Below are 19,635 nucleotides of genomic sequence, written 5' to 3' on the forward strand. Positions count from 1 at the left end.
GGCCGAAATCCGTTCCAATCTAGATCATCTCCAGCCCGCGCTTGCGCGTCGGCGGCGGAAAGGCGCGGTCGAGCTCGGTGAAATCCTCAGCTGTCAGCTTGATGTCGAGCGCGGCGACATTGAGGCGAACATGGTCCTGGCTGCTGGCTTTCGGAATGGCGATGACGCCTGGTTGTGCAATCACCCAGGCCAGCGCGATCTGCGCTGCGGTGGCGTTGTGGCGTGCGGCAATGGTTTCCAGCCTGGCATTGCGCGCCAGCGCGCCCTGCTCGACCGGCGAATAGGCCATCAGCGGAATGCCACGCCGCCGGCTCCATGGCGCAAGGTCGAATTCGGGGCCGCGCCGCGACAGATTGTAGAGCACCTGATTGGTCTGGACATGATCTCCGGACGACAGCTCGGTCAGCTCCTCCATGTCGTCGGTGTCGAAATTGCTGACGCCCCAATGGCGGATCTTGCCGGCTTTTTTCAACGCCTCGAAAGCGCCGACCGTTTCAGACAGAGGCACGCTGCCCGGCCAATGCAGGAGATAGAGATCGATGCGGTCGGTGCCCAGGCGCTTCAGGCTGTCTTCGCAGGCCCGCGTCACGCCTGCGCGCGAAGCATTGGACGGCAGCACCTTGGAGACGAGAAACAGCTCGTCGCGCCGTCCGGCAATGGCCTCGGCCACCACTTCCTCGGCACCGCCGCTGGCATACATTTCGGCGGTGTCGATCAGCGTCATGCCGAGGTCCAGCCCGAGCTTCAGGGCGTTGACCTCGCCGGCACGGCGGCGGGAATCCTCGCCCGTCTTCCACGTACCTTGTCCCAGCACCTGGACAGCCTCGCCCGAAGGCAGCGTGGTGGTTCTGATTTTAGATGACATGGCCACCTCCGTGTGAAGTCAGATCGCGGCATAGCCGCCGTGGGAAATCCAGACTGAAGCTCCTCATCTTCGTCCAGGCGATTGTTCGACAAAGCCTCCTATGCGGCAGATGCGGTTGAACGGTGGAGGATCAGATGGACCAATCCACTTACCATCGCACTCGCGAGTGCCGCCGCTGAATAGGTGACAGCAATGCCAAGGTTGTCCAGCCAGACTGCCACCACGGCGAAGAACGCGGCAAACGAAAACGAGCCAGTGATCACCCCTCGAACAAGATTTGATGCGGCACCCGCTCCCATCTGATGGTGGGTAAAAACGCTCAGGATCAGAACGAAAACCGGAAATGGCGCAAGCAGGCCGCTTAGCTTTGCGCCGACATGCCCTGTCAAGAAAGTGATCAGAAGCACGAAGGCAGCTGATACCAGCATCCGCAGAGTGAGATCAAAACGGATCGTGACCTTTGCAGCGGCGTCAATGTTCACAGGCTTCAATATGGCCATGAAAAGCAGGATCGCTGCCAGAAGCAACCCCAATCCGGATGCGACAGTCCATTCGAATTCATTCCAGATCAATGTCGCTGCAAAAAACGCGCCTGCGCTGCACAGAACGGTCATGGCCACATTGAGCCGCTTTGCCAGCAGCGCATAGGTAAAACAGAAGATGCACGTCGAAACCTGGCCGACGAAATTTGCCACCGCTGCGTGCTGCGCAAACGAAGCGCCATGCTCCAGCGCCGTAAAGACCGAGATCGGTCCGGTTATCAGCGGAACGCCCATAAGCATTCCGCCTACAGCGGGGCCGTATTTGCGACTCAGCAGCGTAAGGCAAAGGATAAGAACCGGCGCAGTGGCAAGCTTAAAGGCCAGGATCACGGGCAAGATGGCAACTGCCTGGCGCTATCCATGATTCTGGCCCTCTTGCCACATTTCTTCGACGCCTCGACCGTCTTGACGACATGCCTGAGTCCTAACGCCGGCACTATAGCGAGCGGGAGACATCCAGAAAGGATATTCCGCTGCGGCCGCCGATACCCTACTTGACCGGATGGGCGGCGAGCCAGGCCTGCATTTGCTTGATCTCGGCTTCCTGCGCGGCGATGACGCCTTCGGCCAGCTTGCGGATTTCAGGATCCTTGCCGTTGGCGAGTTCCACCTTGGCCATGTCGATCGCGCCCTGATGATGCGGGATCATGCCGCGCACGAAATCGACATCGGCATTGCCGGTATATTGCGAGGCCATCATGTCGGCATGCATCTTGTCCATCGCCGCCTTGTAGCCTTCGGTCGACGGACCGGTCGCGTCTGTCGCCATCGCGCCCATATCGTGTTTCATTTCCTCGGATTGCGCCGGAACGCTTTCGAGGAAAACGGCCAGCAGCATTCCCGCCGCCATCAGCAAAAGCACGATCTTTTTAGCCAAGGTCATCCATGATCTCCTGTTGATTGGATTTCGTATTTGGGGGTTGAGTTCAGAGTTTCAATGTCCTCAGCCGCAATGCGTTGGCGATGACCGAAACCGAAGACAGGCTCATCGCCGCCGCCGCCAGCATCGGCGACAACAACGTCCCGGTGAGCGGATAGAGCACGCCGGCGGCGACCGGCACGCCGAGCACATTGTAGAGGAAGGCGAAGAACAGGTTCTGGCGGATATTGCGGATCGTCGCCTGGGCCAGCGTTCGCGCCCTGACGATGCCGTTGAGATCGCCCTTGACCAGCGTAATGCCGGCGCTTTCGACCGCGACATCGGCGCCGGTGCCCATGGCGATGCCGACGTCGGCGGCGGCCAAGGCCGGCGCATCGTTGACGCCGTCGCCGGCCATGGCGATGCCAGCGCCCTTGGCGCGCAGTTCCTCGACCAATGCCGCCTTCTGTTCCGGCAGCAGCCCGGCGCGCACCTCGTCGATGCCGAGGCTTTTGGCGATGGCGCGCGCCGTGCGCTCATTGTCGCCGGTCGCCATGATGATCTTCAGTCCCCTGTCGTGCAGTGCCCGGATCGCCTCGGCCGTCGTTGCCTTGATCGGGTCGGCGACGGCGACGATGCCGGCCAGTTTTTTGTCGACGGCAACGAACATGACGGTGTTGCCTTCGGCCTGCAGCGCCTCGGCCCTGGCCGACAGGGACGCGGTATCGATACCAAGATCGGCCATCATGGCGGCATTGCCGAGCGCGACCTCGCGGGTTGACACAGTGCCGGAGACGCCCTTGCCGGTGACGGCTTCGAAGCCACTGGCCTCTTCGATTGTCAGGCCACGCTCACCGGCGCCGCCGACGATTGCTTCGGCCAAAGGATGCTCCGAGCCTTTTTCGAGGCCAGCGGCGAGCGCCAGCAATTCGTTCTCCGAAGAGCCTTCGGCAGCGACGACATCGGTCAGCCGAGGCTTGCCTTCGGTCAAGGTGCCGGTCTTGTCGACAATCAGCGTGTCGACCGAGGCAAAGCGTTCGAGCGCGGCCGCTTCCTTGATCAGCACGCCGGCATGTGCCCCGCGGCCGGTGGCGGTCATGATCGACATCGGCGTCGCCAGGCCGAGTGCACAGGGACAGGCGATGATCAGCACCGAGACCGCCGAGACGATGGCGAAGATCAGGCTGGGCTCGGGGCCGAAGACCGCCCATGCGGCAAAGGCAGCAAGCGCGACCAGCACGACGGCGGGGACGAAGTAGAAGGAGACGCGGTCGGCCAACCCTTGAATCGGCGCGCGCGAACGCTGCGCCTTGGCCACCAGCTCGACGATGCGCGAAAGCGTGGTCTCGGCGCCGACCTTTTCGGCGCGCATGATCAGCGAACCGTTTTTGTTGAGCGTGCCGCCGGTCAGGGCATCGCCTTCGGTCTTTTCGACCGGCAGCGGCTCGCCCGAGATCATCGATTCGTCGACCGAGGAGCGACCCTCAAGCACGATGCCGTCGACCGGCACGGCATCGCCTGGACGGATGCGCAGCCTGTCGCCGACCTTGACGGCGTCGAGCGGCACGTCGGTCTCGGAACCATCCACGCCCAGCAGCCGCGCCGTCTTCGGCGCCAGGTCGAGCAGCGCGCGAATGGCCGAGCCGGTCTTTTCGCGGGCCCGCAGTTCGAGGACCTGGCCGAGGAACACCAGCGCGACGATGACGGCGGCGGCCTCGAAATAGACCGGCACGGTGCCGCCATGCCCGCGGAACTGATGCGGAAAGATGTCCGGAAACAGCGTGGCCACGACGCTGTAGAGATAGGCGGCACCCACACCGAGCGAAATCAGCGTCCACATGTTGGGGCTGCGATTGACCAGTGAATCCCAGCCGCGATGGAAGAACGGGAAGGCCGCCCACAGCACGACGGGGCTCGCCAGCGCCAGTTCGAGCCAAACCATCGTGCGCTCGTCGACAAAGGCCTGGAAAGTCAGGCCGAGCATCGGCGCCATGGCGACGATCAGCAGCGGCACGGACAGCACCGTACTGACCCAGAACCGCCTGGTGAAGTCGACCAGTTCAGGGTTCGGGCCCTCATCGCCGGTGGGAACGCCCATCGGCTCCAGCGCCATGCCGCAGATCGGGCACGAGCCGGGCTTGTCGCGAATGATCTCGGGATGCATCGGGCAGGTGTATTGCGTGCCTTTCGGCATTGGCAGCAGTGCCAGCCTGTCGCCGAGATATTTTTGCGGCTCGGCCTCAAACTTCGCCTGGCATCCGGCCGAGCAGAAATAGAAACCCTGGCCTTCGTGGCGGAAGAAATGCCTGGCTGTGGCACGATCCACGCTCATGCCGCAGACCGGGTCCGTGGCGGTCAGGTATTTTTCAGGCTCAGCGACGAATTTCGTGCGGCAGTTCTCGCTGCAGAAGTGAAAGAGGCGACCGCCATGCTCGACCGACGGCTTGCCCGCTGCCGGATCGACGCTCATGCCGCAGACGGGATCGCGCACCACGGCCTCGGCGGTCGGCGCAGCCGCCTTTGCCGCACAGCAGCCGCCATCGGCCGTGTGCGCGTGGTGGTGATGCTCGGAATGCGCCATCGAATAAATGCCTTCATGTCTGTCTGGGTGCGGAGGTAGTGCTTCCAGTAACTGGAAGGTCAAGAGGCGATTTCCACTTTTCGATCATGGCCGCCATCGGACGGCATCGAGGGAAAAATCGCTTACGCAATTTCTTTCCTATGTTATGGACGCGACCACCTGCATCCGCTGCATCGAACCCACCCACATGAAATGCCTGGTTATCAATCTCGATCGGTCCCGCGACCGCCTCGCCCATGTGTCGGCCGAGTTCGCCCGCGTCGGCGTCGCCTTTGAACGGGTCGTCGCCGTCGACGCGCGCGATCGGCCGGATCTGGCCGAAATGCCGCAAAGAAAAAAGCGTTTGCGTATGGCCGACACCGAGATCGCTTGCCTGCTCAGTCACAAACAGTGCTGGTCGATGATCGCGGCGGGCGATGACGCCTATGGCGCCATCTTCGAGGACGATGTCGTCTTCGCCGACAAGGCTGGCCCACTGCTTGCCGGTGCGGACTGGATTCCCGCCGATGCGGACATCGTCAAGCTGGAAACGTTCTTCAATCGAACAGTGATTTCACGCAAGGGGGTTGCCTGTGGCCACGGTTTTTCCGCGAGCAGGCTGCACGCCGTCCATATCGGCGCGGCCGGGTACATCCTGTCGAGACAGGCTGCCCGAGACCTCATCGACGCGGCGAATGAGATCGCCATTCCCGTTGATCATCTCGTCTTCAATCCGCGTTTTGCGACCTCGTCCGACAAGATCATTTATCAGCTTGTGCCGGCTTTGTGCCTGCAGGCTCAGTACCTTGGCGAAGGACCAGTGCAATTGCCGAGCCTGCTCAAGCAGGAGCGCGCGGAGGAACGGGTGGCAAGCGGGATGGGCAAAAGGCGCCACAAGCCGATTGCAGCCAAGGTAGGCATCGAGATAAGGCGACTGGCGAGGCAAATCGCCGATCTCTTCCGGCTCCGGCAGGAGAAGGTCATTCCGTTCGAGTATCGCGGCCGGCGCGTCCGGCGGCCCCATACACAGCGCCGTGAAAACGCGCTATAGACGCCGCCGAAAGGCGAGGCCAACCGGTAACTTATGGCAAAAATCTCCCTCAAACTCGACGAGCTGATCGACGGCGACGCCCTACGCCGCGAGATGACGGCGCTGACCTCGGCCGGCAACGGCGCCGAGTCCGGCGCGCGCGTCGGTGCGCTCAAGCTGTTGAAGGGACGCCTGACCGAGGGTCGCAAGGTCGCCGAGCGCATGCTGATGGACGATGGCAGCGGCGCGGCCTGTGCTGCCCGGCTGTCGCATCTCATGGACGAGATCATCCGCGCCCTCTACGAGTTCGCCGCGACCCATGTCTATCGGGTGAAAAACCCCTCGACCGCCGAACGCATGGCCGTCGTTGCCGTCGGCGGCTATGGCCGCGGCACGCTGGCGCCGGGTTCCGACATCGACCTCTTGTTCCTGCTGCCCTACAAGCAGACGCCGTGGGGCGAACAGATCGTCGAATACATGCTCTATATGCTGTGGGACCTCGGGCTGAAGGTCGGCCACGCCACCCGCAACATCGATGAGTGCCTGAGGCTGTCGCGCAGCGACATCACCATCCGCACCTCGATCCTGGAGGCCCGGTTCCTATGGGGAGAGCAGAAGCTCTTTGACGAATTGCTGACCCGCTTCGACCATGAAGTGGTACGCACCACCGGACCCGAATATGTGCAGGCCAAGCTCGCCGAACGCGACGAGCGCCATGCCAAGGCCGGCGAAAGCCGCTATCTGGTCGAGCCCAACGTCAAGGACGGCAAGGGCGGCCTGCGCGATCTGCAGACGCTGTTCTGGATAGCGAAATACTTCTATCGCGTGCGCACCGGCGAGGAGTTGGTCGACAAGGCCGTTTTCACCGAGGCCGAATACAGGGAGTTCCTCAAGGCCGAGGACTTTCTGTGGGCGGTGCGCTGCCACATGCATTTCCTCACCGGCAAGCCCGAGGAACGGCTGCATTTCGACATCCAGCGCGAAATCGCCGAGCGTCTCGGTTACACCACCCATCCCGGCCTGTCGGCGGTCGAGCGCTTCATGAAGCACTATTTTCTCGTCGCCAAGGATGTCGGCGACCTGACCCGCATCTTCTGCGCCGCGCTCGAGGAAGAGCAGGCCAAGCACGTGCCGGGCTTCAACCGCATCTTCCTCACCTTCCAGCGCCGCAAGCGCAAGCTGGCCGGCACGTCCGATTTCATCGTCGACAACCATCGCATCAACGTCGCCGACGACACGGTGTTCGAGCGCGACCCGGTCAATCTGCTCAGGCTGTTCTGGTTCGCCGACAAGCACGGGCTGGAATTCCATCCCGATGCGCTGAAGCTGCTCACGCGTTCGCTCGGTCTCGTCAACAAGTCGCTACGGCGCGACGAGGAGGCCAACCGGCTGTTTCTCGACATCCTGACCTCGGACCGCAATGCCGAGCTCAATCTGCGGCGCATGAACGAGGCCGGCCTGCTCGGCAAGCTGATCCCCGACTTCGGCAAGATCGTCGCCATGATGCAGTTCTCGATGTACCACCACTATACGGTGGACGAGCACCTGATCCGTTGCATCGGCGTGCTGGCCGAGATCGAGCGTGGCGACGGCGAAAAGGTGCATCCGCTGTCGCACACGCTGATGCCGGGGCTGAAGAAGAGCCGCGAGGCGCTTTATGTCGCCGTGCTCTTGCATGATATCGCCAAGGGGCGGCCGGAGGATCACTCCGAGGCCGGCGCAAGGATCGCGCGGCGCATCTGCCCGCATATGGGGCTGTCGGCCGCCGACACCGAGACCGTCGCCTGGCTGGTCGAGAACCATCTCGTCATGTCGATGACGGCGCAGACGCGCGACCTCAACGACCGCAAGACGATCGAGGATTTTGCCGCAATCGTGCAGTCGGTCGAACGGCTGAAAATGCTGCTGATCCTCACCGTCTGCGACATCAGAGGCGTCGGACCGGGTGTCTGGAACGGCTGGAAAGGCCAGCTCCTGCGCACGCTCTACTACGAGACCGAACTCTTGTTGACCGGCGGTTTTTCGGAAGTGTCGCGCGCCAAGCGCACGGCGGCATCACGCGAACGGCTGGCCGAGGCGCTTGCCGACTGGCCGGACAGGGCGCGCAAGCGCTATGTCGGCCTGCACTATGAGAATTACCTCTTGACCGTCGATCTTGCCGATCAGCTGCGCCATGCCGAATTCATCCGCGAGGCGGACGCGGCGGGCAAGAAGCTGGCCACCGTGGTCAGGACACACCAGTTCGAAGCGGTGACCGAGATCACCGTCCTGGCGCAGGACCATCCGCGCCTGCTTTCGGTCATTGCCGGCGCCTGTGCGGGGGCCGGCGGCAACATCGTCGACGCGCAGATCTTCACCACATCCGACGGCCGCGCGCTGGACATCATCCTGATCTCCAGGGAGTTCGACCGCGACGAGGACGAGCGCCGCCGCGCCGAACGCGTCGGCAGGCTGATCGAGGACGTGCTGTCGGGCAAGAGCTGGCTGCCGGAGATGATCGAGAAGCGCACCAAGCCGCGGCGCGGCGCCAAGGTGTTCAAGATTCCGCCGCGCGCCGAGATCCGCAACACGCTGTCGAACCGGTTTTCGGTGATCGAGGTCGAGGGGCTGGACCGGCCGGGCCTGTTGTCGGAGATCACCAGCGCGCTGTCGGACCTGTCGCTCGACATCGCCTCGGCCCACATCACCACCTTCGGCGAGAAGGTCATCGACACTTTCTATGTCACCGACCTGACGGGACAGAAGATCGACAGCCCGGCGCGCACCGCCGCCATCCACACCAGGCTTATCACAGCGCTCGAGGGCGTGGCCCCCGAACGCGGCGGCAAGGCCAAGGCGGCGGCCGAGTGACCATCACTTTGTCCCAATCACCCCCTTTTTCCCAATCATCCAGGCAATCTCCGCGCGCATGAGCCTCGTCAAGAAATTCGCCACAGTTGCATCCGGCACGCTGATGAGCCGCGCGCTCGGCTTTGGTCGCGAAATGCTGATGGCGGCCGCACTCGGCACCGGGCCGGTGGCGGACGCCTTCAACGCCGCGTTCCAGTTTCCCAACACGTTCCGCCGGCTGTTTGCCGAGGGCGCGTTCAACGCCGCCTTCGTGCCGCTGTTTGCCAAGGAGATCGAGACCCACGGCACCGACGGCGCCAAGCGCTTTTCGGAGGAAGTGTTCGGCGTGCTGTTCTCGGCGCTGCTGGCGCTGACCATCGTCATGGAACTGGCGATGCCGCTGATCGTGCGCTATCTGGTGGCGCCGGGCTTTGCCGACACGCCGGGCAAGTTCGAGACGACCGTCCTGCTTGCGACGATCATGTTCCCCTATCTCATCTGCATGTCGCTGGCCGCCATGATGGCCGGCATGCTGAATTCGCTGCGCCGCTACTTCGCGGCGGCCGTTGCGCCCGCCTTCCTCAACATCATCCTGATCAGCGTTCTCGGTTATGCCTGGTACCACGGCATGGATGCGCATGATGTCGGCTTCAGCCTGTCCTGGGGCGTGCTGGCGGCCGGCCTGGTGCAGCTCGCCATCGTCTGGGTGGCGGTGCGCAATGCCGGTATCGCCATCGGTTTTCGCCGGCCGAAGATGACGCCCAACGTCAAGCGGCTGCTGATCCTGGCGCTGCCGGCGGCGATCACCGGCGGCATCACCCAGATCAACCAGTTGATCGGCACGGCGATCGCCTCGGCGCAGGACAGCGCCGTGTCCTCGCTGGCCTACGCCGACCGCATCTACCAGCTGCCGCTCGGTGTCGTCGGCGTCGCGGTGGCAATCGTGCTGTTGCCGGAACTGTCGCGGGCGCTGAAATCGGGCAATCTGGTCGAGGCGGCCAATCTGCAGAACCGCTCGGTGGAGTTCACTTTGTTCATGACCTTGCCAGCGGCGGCAGCCCTCTGGGTCATGTCCGAGCCGATCGTGCGGCTGGTCTATGAGCGCGGCGCCTTCGCCGCCAACGGCTCGACGCCGACGGTTGCCGCGATCCTGGCGATCTTCGGCCTCGGACTGCCGGCCTTCGTGCTGATCAAGGCCTTCACCCCCGGCTATTTCGCGCGCGAGGATACGCGCACGCCGATGATGTTCGCCGCCATTTCGGTGGGCGTGAACGTCGCGACAGCGCTGACGCTGTTTCCCAGGATGGGCGCGCCCGGCATTGCCGTGGCATCGGCCGTCGCCGGCTGGGTCAACGCTATGATGCTGCTTGCGGTGTTGATCCGGCGCGGCCATTGGGGGCGCGACGTGCCACTGCTCAAGCGCATCCCGCGCCTGGTGCTGTCGGCGGCGGTGATGGCGGTGGCGCTCTATTTCGCCGAACACTGGCTGGCTGTCAGGCTCGGCCCCGGCTCGCCCTTGGTGATCAAGGCAACGACATTGCTGGCGCTGGTGGCCGGCGGCGCGCTGCTCTATTTCGTCACCGCCTTTGCCACCGGCGGCGCCGATTTCGGCATGATCCGTCGCAATGTGAAGCGCGGATCGGGCAAGGCAGCGGCGCCAGCGCCAAAGGCCGATCTGGACGAATAGAGCTTCGTTCCAGCAATGGCGCCGTCTTGATCGCGGTTGCGTCTTCGTCCATAAGCGCGCCGTCGCAAGACTTTCGCCGCGTGCGAAACGGCCCTCCACAAGCCATGAGGACATCATGACCGCCTTCAAACAGCTCGTCTTTTCCGGCGTCCAGCCGACCGGCAATCTGCATCTCGGCAACTATCTCGGCGCCATCAAGAAATTCGTCGCCCTGCAGGACACGTCCGACTGCATCTATTGCGTCGTCGACCTGCACTCGCTGACCGCACAGCTCGTTTATAACGACCTTGCCGACCAGACCCGCTCGATCACCGCTGCCTTCCTTGCCTCCGGCATCGACCCGAAGAAGCACATCGTCTTCAACCAATCGCGGGTGATGCAACATGCCGAGCTGGCCTGGATCTTCAACTGCGTGGCGCGCATCGGCTGGATGAACAAGATGACGCAGTTCAAGGACAAGGCCGGCAAGGACCGCGAGAATGCCTCGCTGGGCCTGCTCGCCTATCCCTCGCTGATGGCGGCCGACATCCTGCTCTATCGCGCCACCCATGTGCCGGTGGGCGAGGACCAGAAGCAGCATCTGGAGCTGACCCGCGACATCGCGCAAAAGTTCAACAACGACTTTTCGAGCCGCATCGCCAGCCTTGGCGTCGGCGTCGAGATGCAGGTCGGCGAAGAGACCGTGAACGGCTTTTTCCCGATCACCGAACCGGTCATCGGCGGCCCAGCAGCGCGCATCATGAGCCTGCGCGACGGCTCCAAGAAAATGTCGAAATCGGATCCGTCCGACCTGTCGCGCATCAATTTGACCGACGATGCCGACACCATCTCGAAGAAGATCCGCAAGGCCAAGACCGACCCGGAGGCCTTGCCGAGTGAGGTCGACGGACTGGAAAGCCGACCCGAGGCGGAAAACCTGGTCGGCATCTATGCCGGGCTGGCCGAAATGTCGAAGGCCGACGTGCTGAAGGAATTCGGCGGCCAGCAGTTTTCGGTGTTCAAGCCGGCGCTGGCCGACCTTGCCGTGGAAAAACTGGCGCCGATCGCAGGCGAGATGCGCCGCATCGAGGGGGACCGCGCCTATGTCGATGCGGTGCTGAAGGACGGCGGCGAACGCGCCGGCGTGCTGGCCGAGACCACCATGAAGACGGTGCGCGACATTATCGGCCTGCTGCAGGGCTGAGCCCGGCCGTCACAGTGCACTGCACCACACTGGCACAAGGCCGGCGGCTTGCCGCCGGTCTGCCGCGGTGGCAGATTGCGGCCGGAAACACACTCGTAACCTATTGATTTCTGGTGTCGTGATTTCGAAGTTCGCTCACAGCGCGATGTCGAAATCAGGCGAACTTCGAAATCACGACACTAGGTAGATAGACATGGTCTCCAAACGCCTCAGTCGCGAAGCCGGCCATCGCAGGAAATTCCTGACGATCATCGATGACACGCCCGAGTGCGAGCGCGCCGTCGCCTACGCCTCGAAGCGGGCGCAGAGCACCAGTGGCACGCTGGTGCTGCTCTACATCATCACGCCGGACGACTTTCAGCACTGGCTGGGTGTTGAGAAGATCATGCGCGAGGAAGCCAACGCCACAGCGCGCGCGGCGCTCGACGGCTATGCCAACAAGGTGCGCCAGAAGCTTGGCATAGAGCCCGAAATGGTGGTGCGCGAAGGCAAGCCGACCGAGGAGATCCACAAACTGATCGAGGAAGACCAGGACATCGCCATCCTTGTGCTGGCGGCAGGCGCCGGCAAGGAAGGGCCTGGACCGCTGGTCGGTGCTGTCGCCGGCAAGGGCGCTGCCTTCCCTATTCCGGTCACAGTGGTGCCGCAGAATTTGTCCGATGAGGAGATCGACAGCCTCGCCTGAGGTGAGCTGATATTCAGGTGAGGCCGGCCTGCAAATAGCAGCTTTCTGCGCTTCCGGTGCTCACGTACTTCAAGTACGCTCCGCTCCGGTTCTCGAAAGCCACCATTTTCAGCGCGGCCTGACCTGAATCTCAACGCACCTCGGTTTGCGGTAAGGGCCAGCAAAAACATTCCGCCAGCCAGCCGTTTGAGCGATGCGTTTCGCTTGAATGTCCAGCCAATTGAGCCTATTTAGAATTATTCCAAACTAGCTGCCCGAATGGGGCACGGAGACGGCCATGTTCATCCAGACCGAATCGACGCCGAACCCGGCAACGCTGAAATTCCTGCCCGGCAAGGAAGTGCTTGTTGAAGGCACCGCCGATTTCCGCGATGCCGACAGTGCAGCGAGCGCCTCGCCGCTGGCCGGCCGCCTGTTCGAGATTCCCGGCGTTACCGGCGTCTTCTTCGGCTATGACTTCATCACCGTGACCAAGGACGGTCCCGACTGGCAGCATCTGAAGCCGGCCATCCTCGGCGCCATCATGGAGCATTTCATGTCGGGCGCGCCCGTCATGGTCAACGCCGGCCCCGCCGCCGAGACCAGCCAGACCGGCGAATTCTACGACAAGGCCGACGAGGAACTGGTCATCACCATCAAGGAACTGCTCGACACAAGGGTGCGCCCGGCGGTTGCCCAGGATGGCGGCGACATCACCTTCCGCGGCTTCGAGAACGGCACCGTGTTCCTGCACATGAAGGGTGCCTGCGCCGGCTGCCCGTCTTCGACGGCGACGCTGAAGCACGGCATCCAGAACCTGCTCCGCCACTTTGTTCCGGAAGTGCAGCAGGTCGAACAGGTTTCCTAACCACTTCACACCGATACTTCCAAAAACAAAAAACCGGGCCAAATTGCCCGGTTTTCTGTTTGGGACGTCCGTTGTTGCCTAGACGGTCCGCGCACGAACTGTAATCACATCACAATGACCTTGGCGCCGACCGACGTGCGGTCGTAGAGGTCAATAATGTCCTGGTTCATCAGCCGGATGCAGCCCGACGACATCGCCTTGCCGATCGAATTCCACTCCGGGCTGCCATGCAGGCGGTAGCCCATGTCGCCGCCCTTGTTGAACAGGTACATGGCGCGCGCGCCGAGCGGGTTCTTCAAGCCCGGCTCCATGCCGCCGGCAAACTTGGCCAGTTCCGGCTGGCGCTGGATCATCTGCCGCGGCGGGGTCCAGGTTGGCCATTCGCGCTTCAGCGCGATGTGGGCGGTGCCGTGCCATTCAAAACCTTCGCGGCCGACGCCGATGCCGTAGCGGATCGCCCGGCCGTCGCCTTCGACGAAGTAGAGAAACTTGTTCTGCGTATCGACGACAATGGTGCCCGGCTTTTCCGAGGTGTCGTAATTCACCTCCTGCCGGTGGTACTTCAACGGCACCTTCTCGATCGGGATGCGCGGCAGCTGATAGCCTGCATCGTTCACCGCACCGTAGTTGTTGGAGAAGAGCTGCGAGCCGATCGTGCTGCAACCCGAGATCGCGGTCGACAACGCAAGTGCAGCGACGATTGCAAATGACTTCATGCGCATGAAATGGTCCGATGCCCCGCCCAGAATCGAGCGGCACGTTGCGGCCGCTTTTCCTGAAATCATTCATGCTGGCATTTGCTTTGCTTGCCAAGCGCGCGATGCCTATATGCGAGACCTTACCCGCTGGTAAGCCGTCAACTATGGCATTTCGGCAACAGGGGTCACGGGATTGTGAAGGAAAAACAATGGGCGGTCCTGTCGGATGGCCCAGATTCAGGGAACCACATCGAGGAACCACTATGAATGTTGGCGATGCCGCGGCGCGGTCCGGCCTGCCGGCCAAGACCATCCGCTACTATGAAGAGATCGGCCTGATCGCGCCGGCGCGCGCCGGCAATGGCTATCGCGATTATTCCAGCGACGACGTCCACCGGCTGGCTTTCCTGCGCCGCGCCCGCAACCTCGGCTTTTCAATCGACGATTGCCGCCAGTTGATGGCGCTCTACCGCGATCGCAGCCGCGCCAGCCACGATGTGCGCGAGATCGCCGCCGCCCATGTCAGTGCGATCGAGGAGAAGGTGCGCGAGCTGCAGTCGATGCGCGCGACCTTGCAGAAGCTGATCCACGCCTGCCATGGCGACGACCGGCCGGACTGCCCGATCCTGGACGACATTGCGGGATCGGCGCCGGCCGGAGACAGGCCGTCTTCGGCCACGGCTTGAAGGACCGGGCGCCGGACGCTTTCGGCGCTTCGCAGGGAGGGCGATCCAGCGATGATGTCGGCAACCGTTGAACTGCGCACTGTCGAGGGCACGCAGGCCGCGATGGGCTGGGCCGGCGGACATACGGTGGTCGTCGACCGGCCCGAAGGCAAGGCCGGCGGCATGGGGCTGGGCTTCAACGGCGCCCAGATGCTGGCGCTGGCGATCGGCGGCTGCTTCTGCAACGACCTGCGCTATGTCGCCGAGGAGATGGGCGTTGGTCTGGGAAAGATCGCCGTCAGCGTGACCGTGAACCTCGACGGCAAGCCGTTGCTGGCGACCTCAGCCACGATGACCGTTTCCTGCGAAACACTGGACGGCTCAGATCCCCGGAAGGTCATCGACAAAGCCGGTGAGATTTCCGCGATCAGCAACTCGCTGCGGCGGGGCGTGCCGGTGACGGTCGAGGTGGCCTGAAGGCATGCTCCCAGGGGTTGATTAGGGTGCCACTGTGGTCTGGAACGGGCCGGTTCGGGCCGCCATGGCTGGGGTGGCGCACGAAAGCTGACTTCCGTAGGTCTGATATCTCGTTTGACTAAAATACGGAACGTCCAATGGACAAGAACGGAACCAAAGCGGTTACATCAGACCTTTGCGTTTACGGCGCAAGACTTTAGTCCTGCCGTCTTATAGTTAAGAGCGGAAGTTGATTGGCGCGACATAGGGCCGCCCCAGGTTAATACCAGACTGCACCCAGACCAAATATGGTGCGATCGCGGAAGGCGCCCGGATCAAGCCGTCAATCCAGGTTTGCCAACCAACGAAGCGCTGTTGCTGGATCAAAATCCGAAAGCGACTGCCACCTTCATTTCCAGCAAAATTGTCCCAATCATAATCAGGAAAAACAAGCGGATTAGAAGTGACCGCTTGACCTTGTACCTTTGAGTCAAGAGCACGCATACGACAGTAGCGACGCCCGCTGCAGCGGTGAAAATTAGATCAACCGTGACACCTCGCGAATACATAGTCCCCCCTTCCCCAAGCAGGAACTGCAATCCTAACGCGAGCGGCCCGCCTTATGGAAGGGCGGGCTAGCTCAGAGCAGCAGGTGAATTGCCAGAAGCTCGATGATCAGCAGAAAGGCGCACACCGCGCCCCCAATGGCATAACCTCGCCAATACTGGCGGACATCCTCATCGGTTTGGAATGCTTCCACCCAAAGCCCTTCAGGCATGACGCCAAGGCAAATGGGGGTCGGCATCGTGGTTGGCACGATTGTAGCGGGAGCTGAAGCATCTCGATCCGACATGCACGCGGCCCTCCCCACCCGGAGAAGTCAGCATATTAGTCCTCGCTAACTAATAGAGAAAGCTCCGAATGATTATCGGCCCGTCGAGGACGACGTTCCTATTCACTTTGGGTTTGTCAACCGGATAATCACCTTCCAAAAACAGGTTCAAACCGTGAACAAAATCTGGCATGGTGGCTGCCATGCCGATCATTTCGCCGATTCCCCTCAATCCCCTGATCGACGGCCGCCAGTCGGAACGCGCCATGCTGGTGCGGCGTGGCGTGCAGCGGCTGTTGATGCAGATGGGCATGCATGTGCTGCCTGAACTGTCGCTGGCCACAGGCCGGCGCGCCGATCTGGTGGCGCTGACCCGGCAAGGCGACATCTGGATCATCGAGATCAAATCCTCGATCGAGGATTTTCGCGTCGACCGCAAATGGCCGGATTACCGGCTGCATTCCGACCGCTTCTTCTTCGCCACCCATCCCGGCGTGCCGGCGGAGATCTTCCCGGAGGAATGCGGCTTCATCCTTTCCGACGGCTACGGCGCCGAGGTCCTGCGCGATGCGCCGGAGCACCGCATGGCGGCGGCAACGCGCAAGGCGCTGATGCTGCGCATTGCGCGGGCGGGTGCAGCGCGCCTGCTGGCGGCGGAGCTTGCGGGCGTGGCGGTGCCGGCGCTGGAGGGGGAGAGCGAATAACAGTGCGCCGGGCCGACGGTGGCGCGTCCCGCTTGTGTCCGACCATGGCTTCGCGCGAGCCCGCCGATCCATCGAGACAATTTTTGACCTGCACCGATGATTTCCGATCACCTCGATTGTCCTGATCAATAGGCGCTGGATGGTCCGGCGGCCGGAAAGAGAGGTGATCCATGCGATCGTTACAAGGTCAGAATGTCGTCGTCGTCGGAGGCAGCCGAGGTGTCGGCCGCTCAATCGTGGAGGCTGCGCTTGGCGAGGGCGCGACAGTGCTTGCCGTTGCCCGTGGCGCAGCGGCGCTGAAGGAACTCTCCTGGGAGACATCAGGTGTGAAGACGCTTGCGGTCGACGCCACCGACGAGACCGCACCCGATGCGGTTTTCGCCGCGCTCGCGCCGGACGTGCTGGTGATCTGCGCCGGCGCCCTTGCTCCGTCCGCGCCCGTCCAGGATCAGAGCTGGGAGGACTTCTCGGTGAACTGGGAAGTGGACGTCAAGGCGTCGTTCCTGTTCTGCAAGGCCGCGCTCCAGGGCCGGCTGAAGCCAGGCAGCCGGGTTGTGCTGATCTCCAGTGGCGCAGCCTTGACCGGCGGACCGCCGTTCGCCGGCGGGTATGCAGGCGCAAAACGGATGCAGATGTTCCTGTCCGGTCATTGCCAAAAGGAATCGGATCGGCTTGGACTGGACCTGCGGTTTATGGCGCTCGCACCGGCTCGCATCATGCCAGGGACCGGCATAGGCGATGCCGGGCTCGATGGCTTTGCGGCCTATTTGGGCATCCGGCCTGCAGACGTCCTCGCGAGCATGACCGACATGCAGACGCCGGCCGATGTCGGCCGCGCGGTGGTCGCGCTCGCCACCGGCAAATCGGAAGGCAGCTCCTTCGCCGTCAGCGGCAGCGGACTTGCGGCAGCGGCGTGAGGCGCGCACGATGCCAGGAAGGTTCAGCACCGCAGGCTCCTCCATGACAGACGCTCCTGGCCCCGTTGAGCCCCTGGGCCGGCCGATCCTCGATCGACCGGCCTTCGAGCGTTTGACGGCGGCCCACCGCCGCGAGCTCAAACTCCATTGCTATCGGATGATGGGCTCGCTGCATGAGGCAGACGACCTTGTCCAGGACACTTTCCTGAGGGCATGGCGCGGCAGGTCGCAATTCGACGGCCGGGGCTCGGTGCGCGGCTGGCTCTATACGATCGCGACCCACAGCTGCCTCAACGCCATCAAGGCGAGGTCGACGGCGCATCGCATTCTCCAGCAGCCCGGACGACCTGAGACCGACGGGCGGGCCACCGGCGGGCCCGCCGCCGAGTTCACCTGGCTGGAGCCCTATCCGGACACAGAGCTTCCGGACCTCGTTGACGACGAGCCCGGTCCGGAAGCGCGCTACGAAGCCCGTGAAGCGGTGCAGCTCGCCTTCGTGGCGGCGATCCAGCTTCTGCCGCCCAGGCAGCGGGCCATTCTGCTTCTGTGCGATGTGCTGGGATGGTCGGCTGTCGAGACGGCGCAATTGCTGGGCGGCTCGACCGCTTCGATCAACAGCGCCTTGCAGCGGGCCCGCGCAACGCTGGGCGAGCGATATCCTCAGGGGCGTCCGCAGCAGCGGTCACGGCCCAACCGGCAAGAGGCGCTGCTGCTCGAGCGCTACATGCAGGCCTGGCAGGCGGCCAAGCTCGATAGCCTCATCGAACTCTTGAAGGAGGACGCCACCTATCACATGCCACCATGGCGGGAATGGTACCGGGGACGCCAGGCGATCCATGCTTTCTTCGAGACCATCTGGGGCAATTTTTCGAGCTACCGCACGGTGGCCATCGGAGCCAACGCCCAACCGGCGGTCGGCGTCTACGCACGCAGCCATCAGGATCTATTATGGCGCCCGCATTCGCTGCATGTCATCGAAGCTGCGGACGGCAAAATCGCCTCGCTGACGATCTATGTGCCGCCGCTCGGACCCGAACTGTTCGCGGCTTTCGGCCTGCCGCCAATCTAGTCTTCGTCAATCTCCCCCACGGCCGGCGCCATCAGCAGCACGGCGGCGCCGAGCAGTGCGGCGATGAACGAGCCCGCAAGGATGCCGACCTTGACCGCGTCCTGCAGCGCCACGTCGTTGGCGAAGGCGAGCAAGCCGATGAACAGGCTCATGGTGAAGCCGATGCCGCACAAAAGCGAAATGCCGATCATGTGCAGCCAGCCGGCGTTGACCGGCAAATCGGCGAAGCCGAGCCGGATCGCCAGCGCCGACGAGCCAAAGACGCCGACCAGTTTGCCCAGCACGAGGCCGGCGGCAACGCCGAGCGTCAACGGCTCGACCAGGGCAGCGGCGCTGAGGCCGGCCAACGACACGCCGGCATTGGCAAAACCGAAGATCGGGATGACGATGAAAGGCACGATCTTGTGCAGACCGTGTTCGAGCCGGTGCAGCGGCGAATGGTCGAGATCGTGGCCGCTGCCGGGAGACACCTTGAGCGGGATGGTGAGCGCCAGCGCGACGCCGGCCAGCGTCGCGTGCACGCCCGATTTCAGCACCAGCACCCACAAGATGGCGCCGAGCACGAGATAGGGCGCCAGCGCCGTCACCCGCATGCGGTTGAGCACGACGAGCACGGCGATGACGGCGAAGGCGGCGCCGAGATAGGCGAGCGACAGCCCGCTTGTGTAAAAGATGGCGATGATGATGACAGCGCCGAGATCGTCGATGATGGCGAGCGCGGTGAGGAAGATCTTCAGCGACGCCGGCACGCGATTGCCGAGCAGCGACAGCACGCCGAGCGCAAAGGCGATGTCGGTGGCCGTCGGGATAGCCCAGCCGGAGAGCGCGGCGGCGTTGTTTCGGTTGATCGCCACATAGACCAGCGCCGGCACCAGCATACCGCCGGCCGCGGCAACGCCCGGCAGCACGCGGCGCGGCCAGGTCGAGAGCTGGCCATCCAGCATCTCGCGCTTGATCTCCAGCCCGACCAGCAGGAAGAACACCGCCATCAGCCCGTCATTGATCCAGTGCGAGAGGCTGAGCGGACCGAGATAGGCGTGGAGTGCGGCGAAATAGGTTTCGGCCAGCGGCGAATTGGCGACGATCAGGGCCAGGGCGGCCGCCACCATCAGGATGATGCCGCCCGCTGCCTCGCCATCGAGGAATTCGCGAAGGATGGATTTCGGCCGCTCGTCGCGCATGTTTCCTCCGTTGCCGGGTTTCCCGG

The 19,635-nt window shown here is 63.2% G+C and carries 19 protein-coding genes; 11 read left to right on the forward strand and 8 right to left on the reverse strand.

Features of this window, described 5'->3' with window-relative positions; translation table 11 throughout:
* Positions 1 to 19: 19 nt before the first annotated feature.
* The 4 genes from AC1D1L_RS01930 to AC1D1L_RS01945 all read right to left on the reverse strand — a co-directional run bounded on the left by AC1D1L_RS01930 (position 20) and on the right by AC1D1L_RS01945 (position 4,847).
* Entirely contained in the window at positions 20 to 865 is an 846-nt protein-coding gene (locus AC1D1L_RS01930) for an aldo/keto reductase (RefSeq protein WP_477338349.1), read from the reverse strand.
* 98 nt (positions 866 to 963) lie between these two features.
* Positions 964 to 1,743, reverse strand: coding sequence for a hypothetical protein (locus AC1D1L_RS01935; protein WP_477338351.1), 780 nt, complete (start codon positions 1,741 to 1,743; stop codon positions 964 to 966).
* A 154-nt stretch (positions 1,744 to 1,897) separates the two neighbouring features.
* Complete coding sequence (gene copM / locus AC1D1L_RS01940; RefSeq protein WP_477338353.1) at positions 1,898 to 2,290, reverse strand: CopM family metallochaperone; 393 nt, start codon at positions 2,288 to 2,290, stop codon at positions 1,898 to 1,900.
* 43 nt (positions 2,291 to 2,333) lie between these two features.
* Positions 2,334 to 4,847: a heavy metal translocating P-type ATPase gene (locus AC1D1L_RS01945; protein ID WP_477338355.1), complete on the reverse strand. Its 2,514-nt coding sequence runs from the start codon at positions 4,845 to 4,847 to the stop codon at positions 2,334 to 2,336.
* Between the two features lie 187 nt (positions 4,848 to 5,034).
* Between AC1D1L_RS01945 and AC1D1L_RS01950 the strand changes: the two genes are divergently transcribed.
* From AC1D1L_RS01950 to AC1D1L_RS01975, 6 genes are all read left to right on the forward strand, one after another.
* The gene (locus AC1D1L_RS01950) at positions 5,035 to 5,877 is read left to right on the forward strand and encodes a glycosyltransferase family 25 protein (RefSeq protein WP_477338357.1); all 843 of its coding nucleotides are present in this window, start codon (positions 5,035 to 5,037) and stop codon (positions 5,875 to 5,877) included.
* A gap of 33 nt (positions 5,878 to 5,910) precedes the next feature.
* Entirely contained in the window at positions 5,911 to 8,706 is a 2,796-nt protein-coding gene (locus AC1D1L_RS01955; RefSeq protein WP_477338359.1) for a [protein-PII] uridylyltransferase, read from the forward strand.
* Positions 8,707 to 8,764: 58 nt separating this feature from the next.
* Entirely contained in the window at positions 8,765 to 10,372 is a 1,608-nt protein-coding gene (gene murJ, locus AC1D1L_RS01960; RefSeq protein WP_477338361.1) for a murein biosynthesis integral membrane protein MurJ, read from the forward strand.
* Between the two features lie 115 nt (positions 10,373 to 10,487).
* The gene (gene trpS, locus AC1D1L_RS01965) at positions 10,488 to 11,555 is read left to right on the forward strand and encodes a tryptophan--tRNA ligase (protein WP_477338363.1); all 1,068 of its coding nucleotides are present in this window, start codon (positions 10,488 to 10,490) and stop codon (positions 11,553 to 11,555) included.
* 193 nt (positions 11,556 to 11,748) lie between these two features.
* Entirely contained in the window at positions 11,749 to 12,240 is a 492-nt protein-coding gene (locus tag AC1D1L_RS01970; protein ID WP_023672856.1) for a universal stress protein, read from the forward strand.
* A gap of 277 nt (positions 12,241 to 12,517) precedes the next feature.
* Positions 12,518 to 13,087 (forward strand): NifU family protein, encoded by a 570-nt coding sequence (locus AC1D1L_RS01975; protein WP_112560600.1) that lies wholly within the window; start codon positions 12,518 to 12,520, stop codon positions 13,085 to 13,087.
* Positions 13,088 to 13,191: 104 nt separating this feature from the next.
* Here the strand turns inward: AC1D1L_RS01975 and AC1D1L_RS01980 are convergent, their stop codons facing one another.
* Positions 13,192 to 13,809 carry a L,D-transpeptidase gene (locus tag AC1D1L_RS01980; protein WP_477233522.1) on the reverse strand — a complete coding sequence of 206 codons (618 nt, stop codon included), beginning with the start codon at positions 13,807 to 13,809 and terminating at the stop codon, positions 13,192 to 13,194.
* Between the two features lie 239 nt (positions 13,810 to 14,048).
* On the opposite strand from AC1D1L_RS01980, the gene cueR reads away from it, so the two are divergent.
* Positions 14,049 to 14,471, forward strand: a complete 423-nt coding sequence (cueR, locus tag AC1D1L_RS01985; protein ID WP_477338365.1) for a Cu(I)-responsive transcriptional regulator — start codon at positions 14,049 to 14,051, stop codon at positions 14,469 to 14,471.
* A gap of 51 nt (positions 14,472 to 14,522) precedes the next feature.
* Complete coding sequence (locus tag AC1D1L_RS01990) at positions 14,523 to 14,927, forward strand: OsmC family protein (RefSeq protein ID WP_477338367.1); 405 nt, start codon at positions 14,523 to 14,525, stop codon at positions 14,925 to 14,927.
* A 216-nt stretch (positions 14,928 to 15,143) separates the two neighbouring features.
* Here the strand turns inward: AC1D1L_RS01990 and AC1D1L_RS01995 are convergent, their stop codons facing one another.
* Both AC1D1L_RS01995 and AC1D1L_RS02000 read right to left on the reverse strand, forming a co-directional pair.
* A complete protein-coding gene (locus AC1D1L_RS01995; RefSeq protein ID WP_477338369.1) occupies positions 15,144 to 15,410 on the reverse strand; it encodes a hypothetical protein in 267 nt (88 codons plus the stop codon).
* Between the two features lie 136 nt (positions 15,411 to 15,546).
* Positions 15,547 to 15,759, reverse strand: coding sequence for a hypothetical protein (locus tag AC1D1L_RS02000; protein WP_477338371.1), 213 nt, complete (start codon positions 15,757 to 15,759; stop codon positions 15,547 to 15,549).
* Between the two features lie 182 nt (positions 15,760 to 15,941).
* Here AC1D1L_RS02000 and AC1D1L_RS02005 point away from each other — a divergent pair, with 182 nt between their 5' ends.
* From AC1D1L_RS02005 to AC1D1L_RS02015, 3 genes are all read left to right on the forward strand, one after another.
* Positions 15,942 to 16,442 carry an MmcB family DNA repair protein gene (locus AC1D1L_RS02005; RefSeq protein WP_162712051.1) on the forward strand — a complete coding sequence of 167 codons (501 nt, stop codon included), beginning with the start codon at positions 15,942 to 15,944 and terminating at the stop codon, positions 16,440 to 16,442.
* A gap of 170 nt (positions 16,443 to 16,612) precedes the next feature.
* On the forward strand, positions 16,613 to 17,359 hold the full coding sequence (locus tag AC1D1L_RS02010; RefSeq protein ID WP_477338372.1) for an SDR family NAD(P)-dependent oxidoreductase: 747 nt from the start codon (positions 16,613 to 16,615) through the stop codon (positions 17,357 to 17,359).
* A gap of 43 nt (positions 17,360 to 17,402) precedes the next feature.
* Positions 17,403 to 18,428, forward strand: a complete 1,026-nt coding sequence (locus AC1D1L_RS02015; RefSeq protein WP_477338374.1) for an RNA polymerase subunit sigma-70 — start codon at positions 17,403 to 17,405, stop codon at positions 18,426 to 18,428.
* On the opposite strand, the gene nhaA is transcribed toward AC1D1L_RS02015, so the two are convergent.
* On the reverse strand, positions 18,425 to 19,609 hold the full coding sequence (nhaA, locus tag AC1D1L_RS02020; RefSeq protein ID WP_477338376.1) for a Na+/H+ antiporter NhaA: 1,185 nt from the start codon (positions 19,607 to 19,609) through the stop codon (positions 18,425 to 18,427). The genes AC1D1L_RS02015 and nhaA overlap by 4 nt on opposite strands.
* Positions 19,610 to 19,635: the final 26 nt, after the last annotated feature.

This window comes from Mesorhizobium sp. P2_D6 (genome assembly GCF_056404315.1).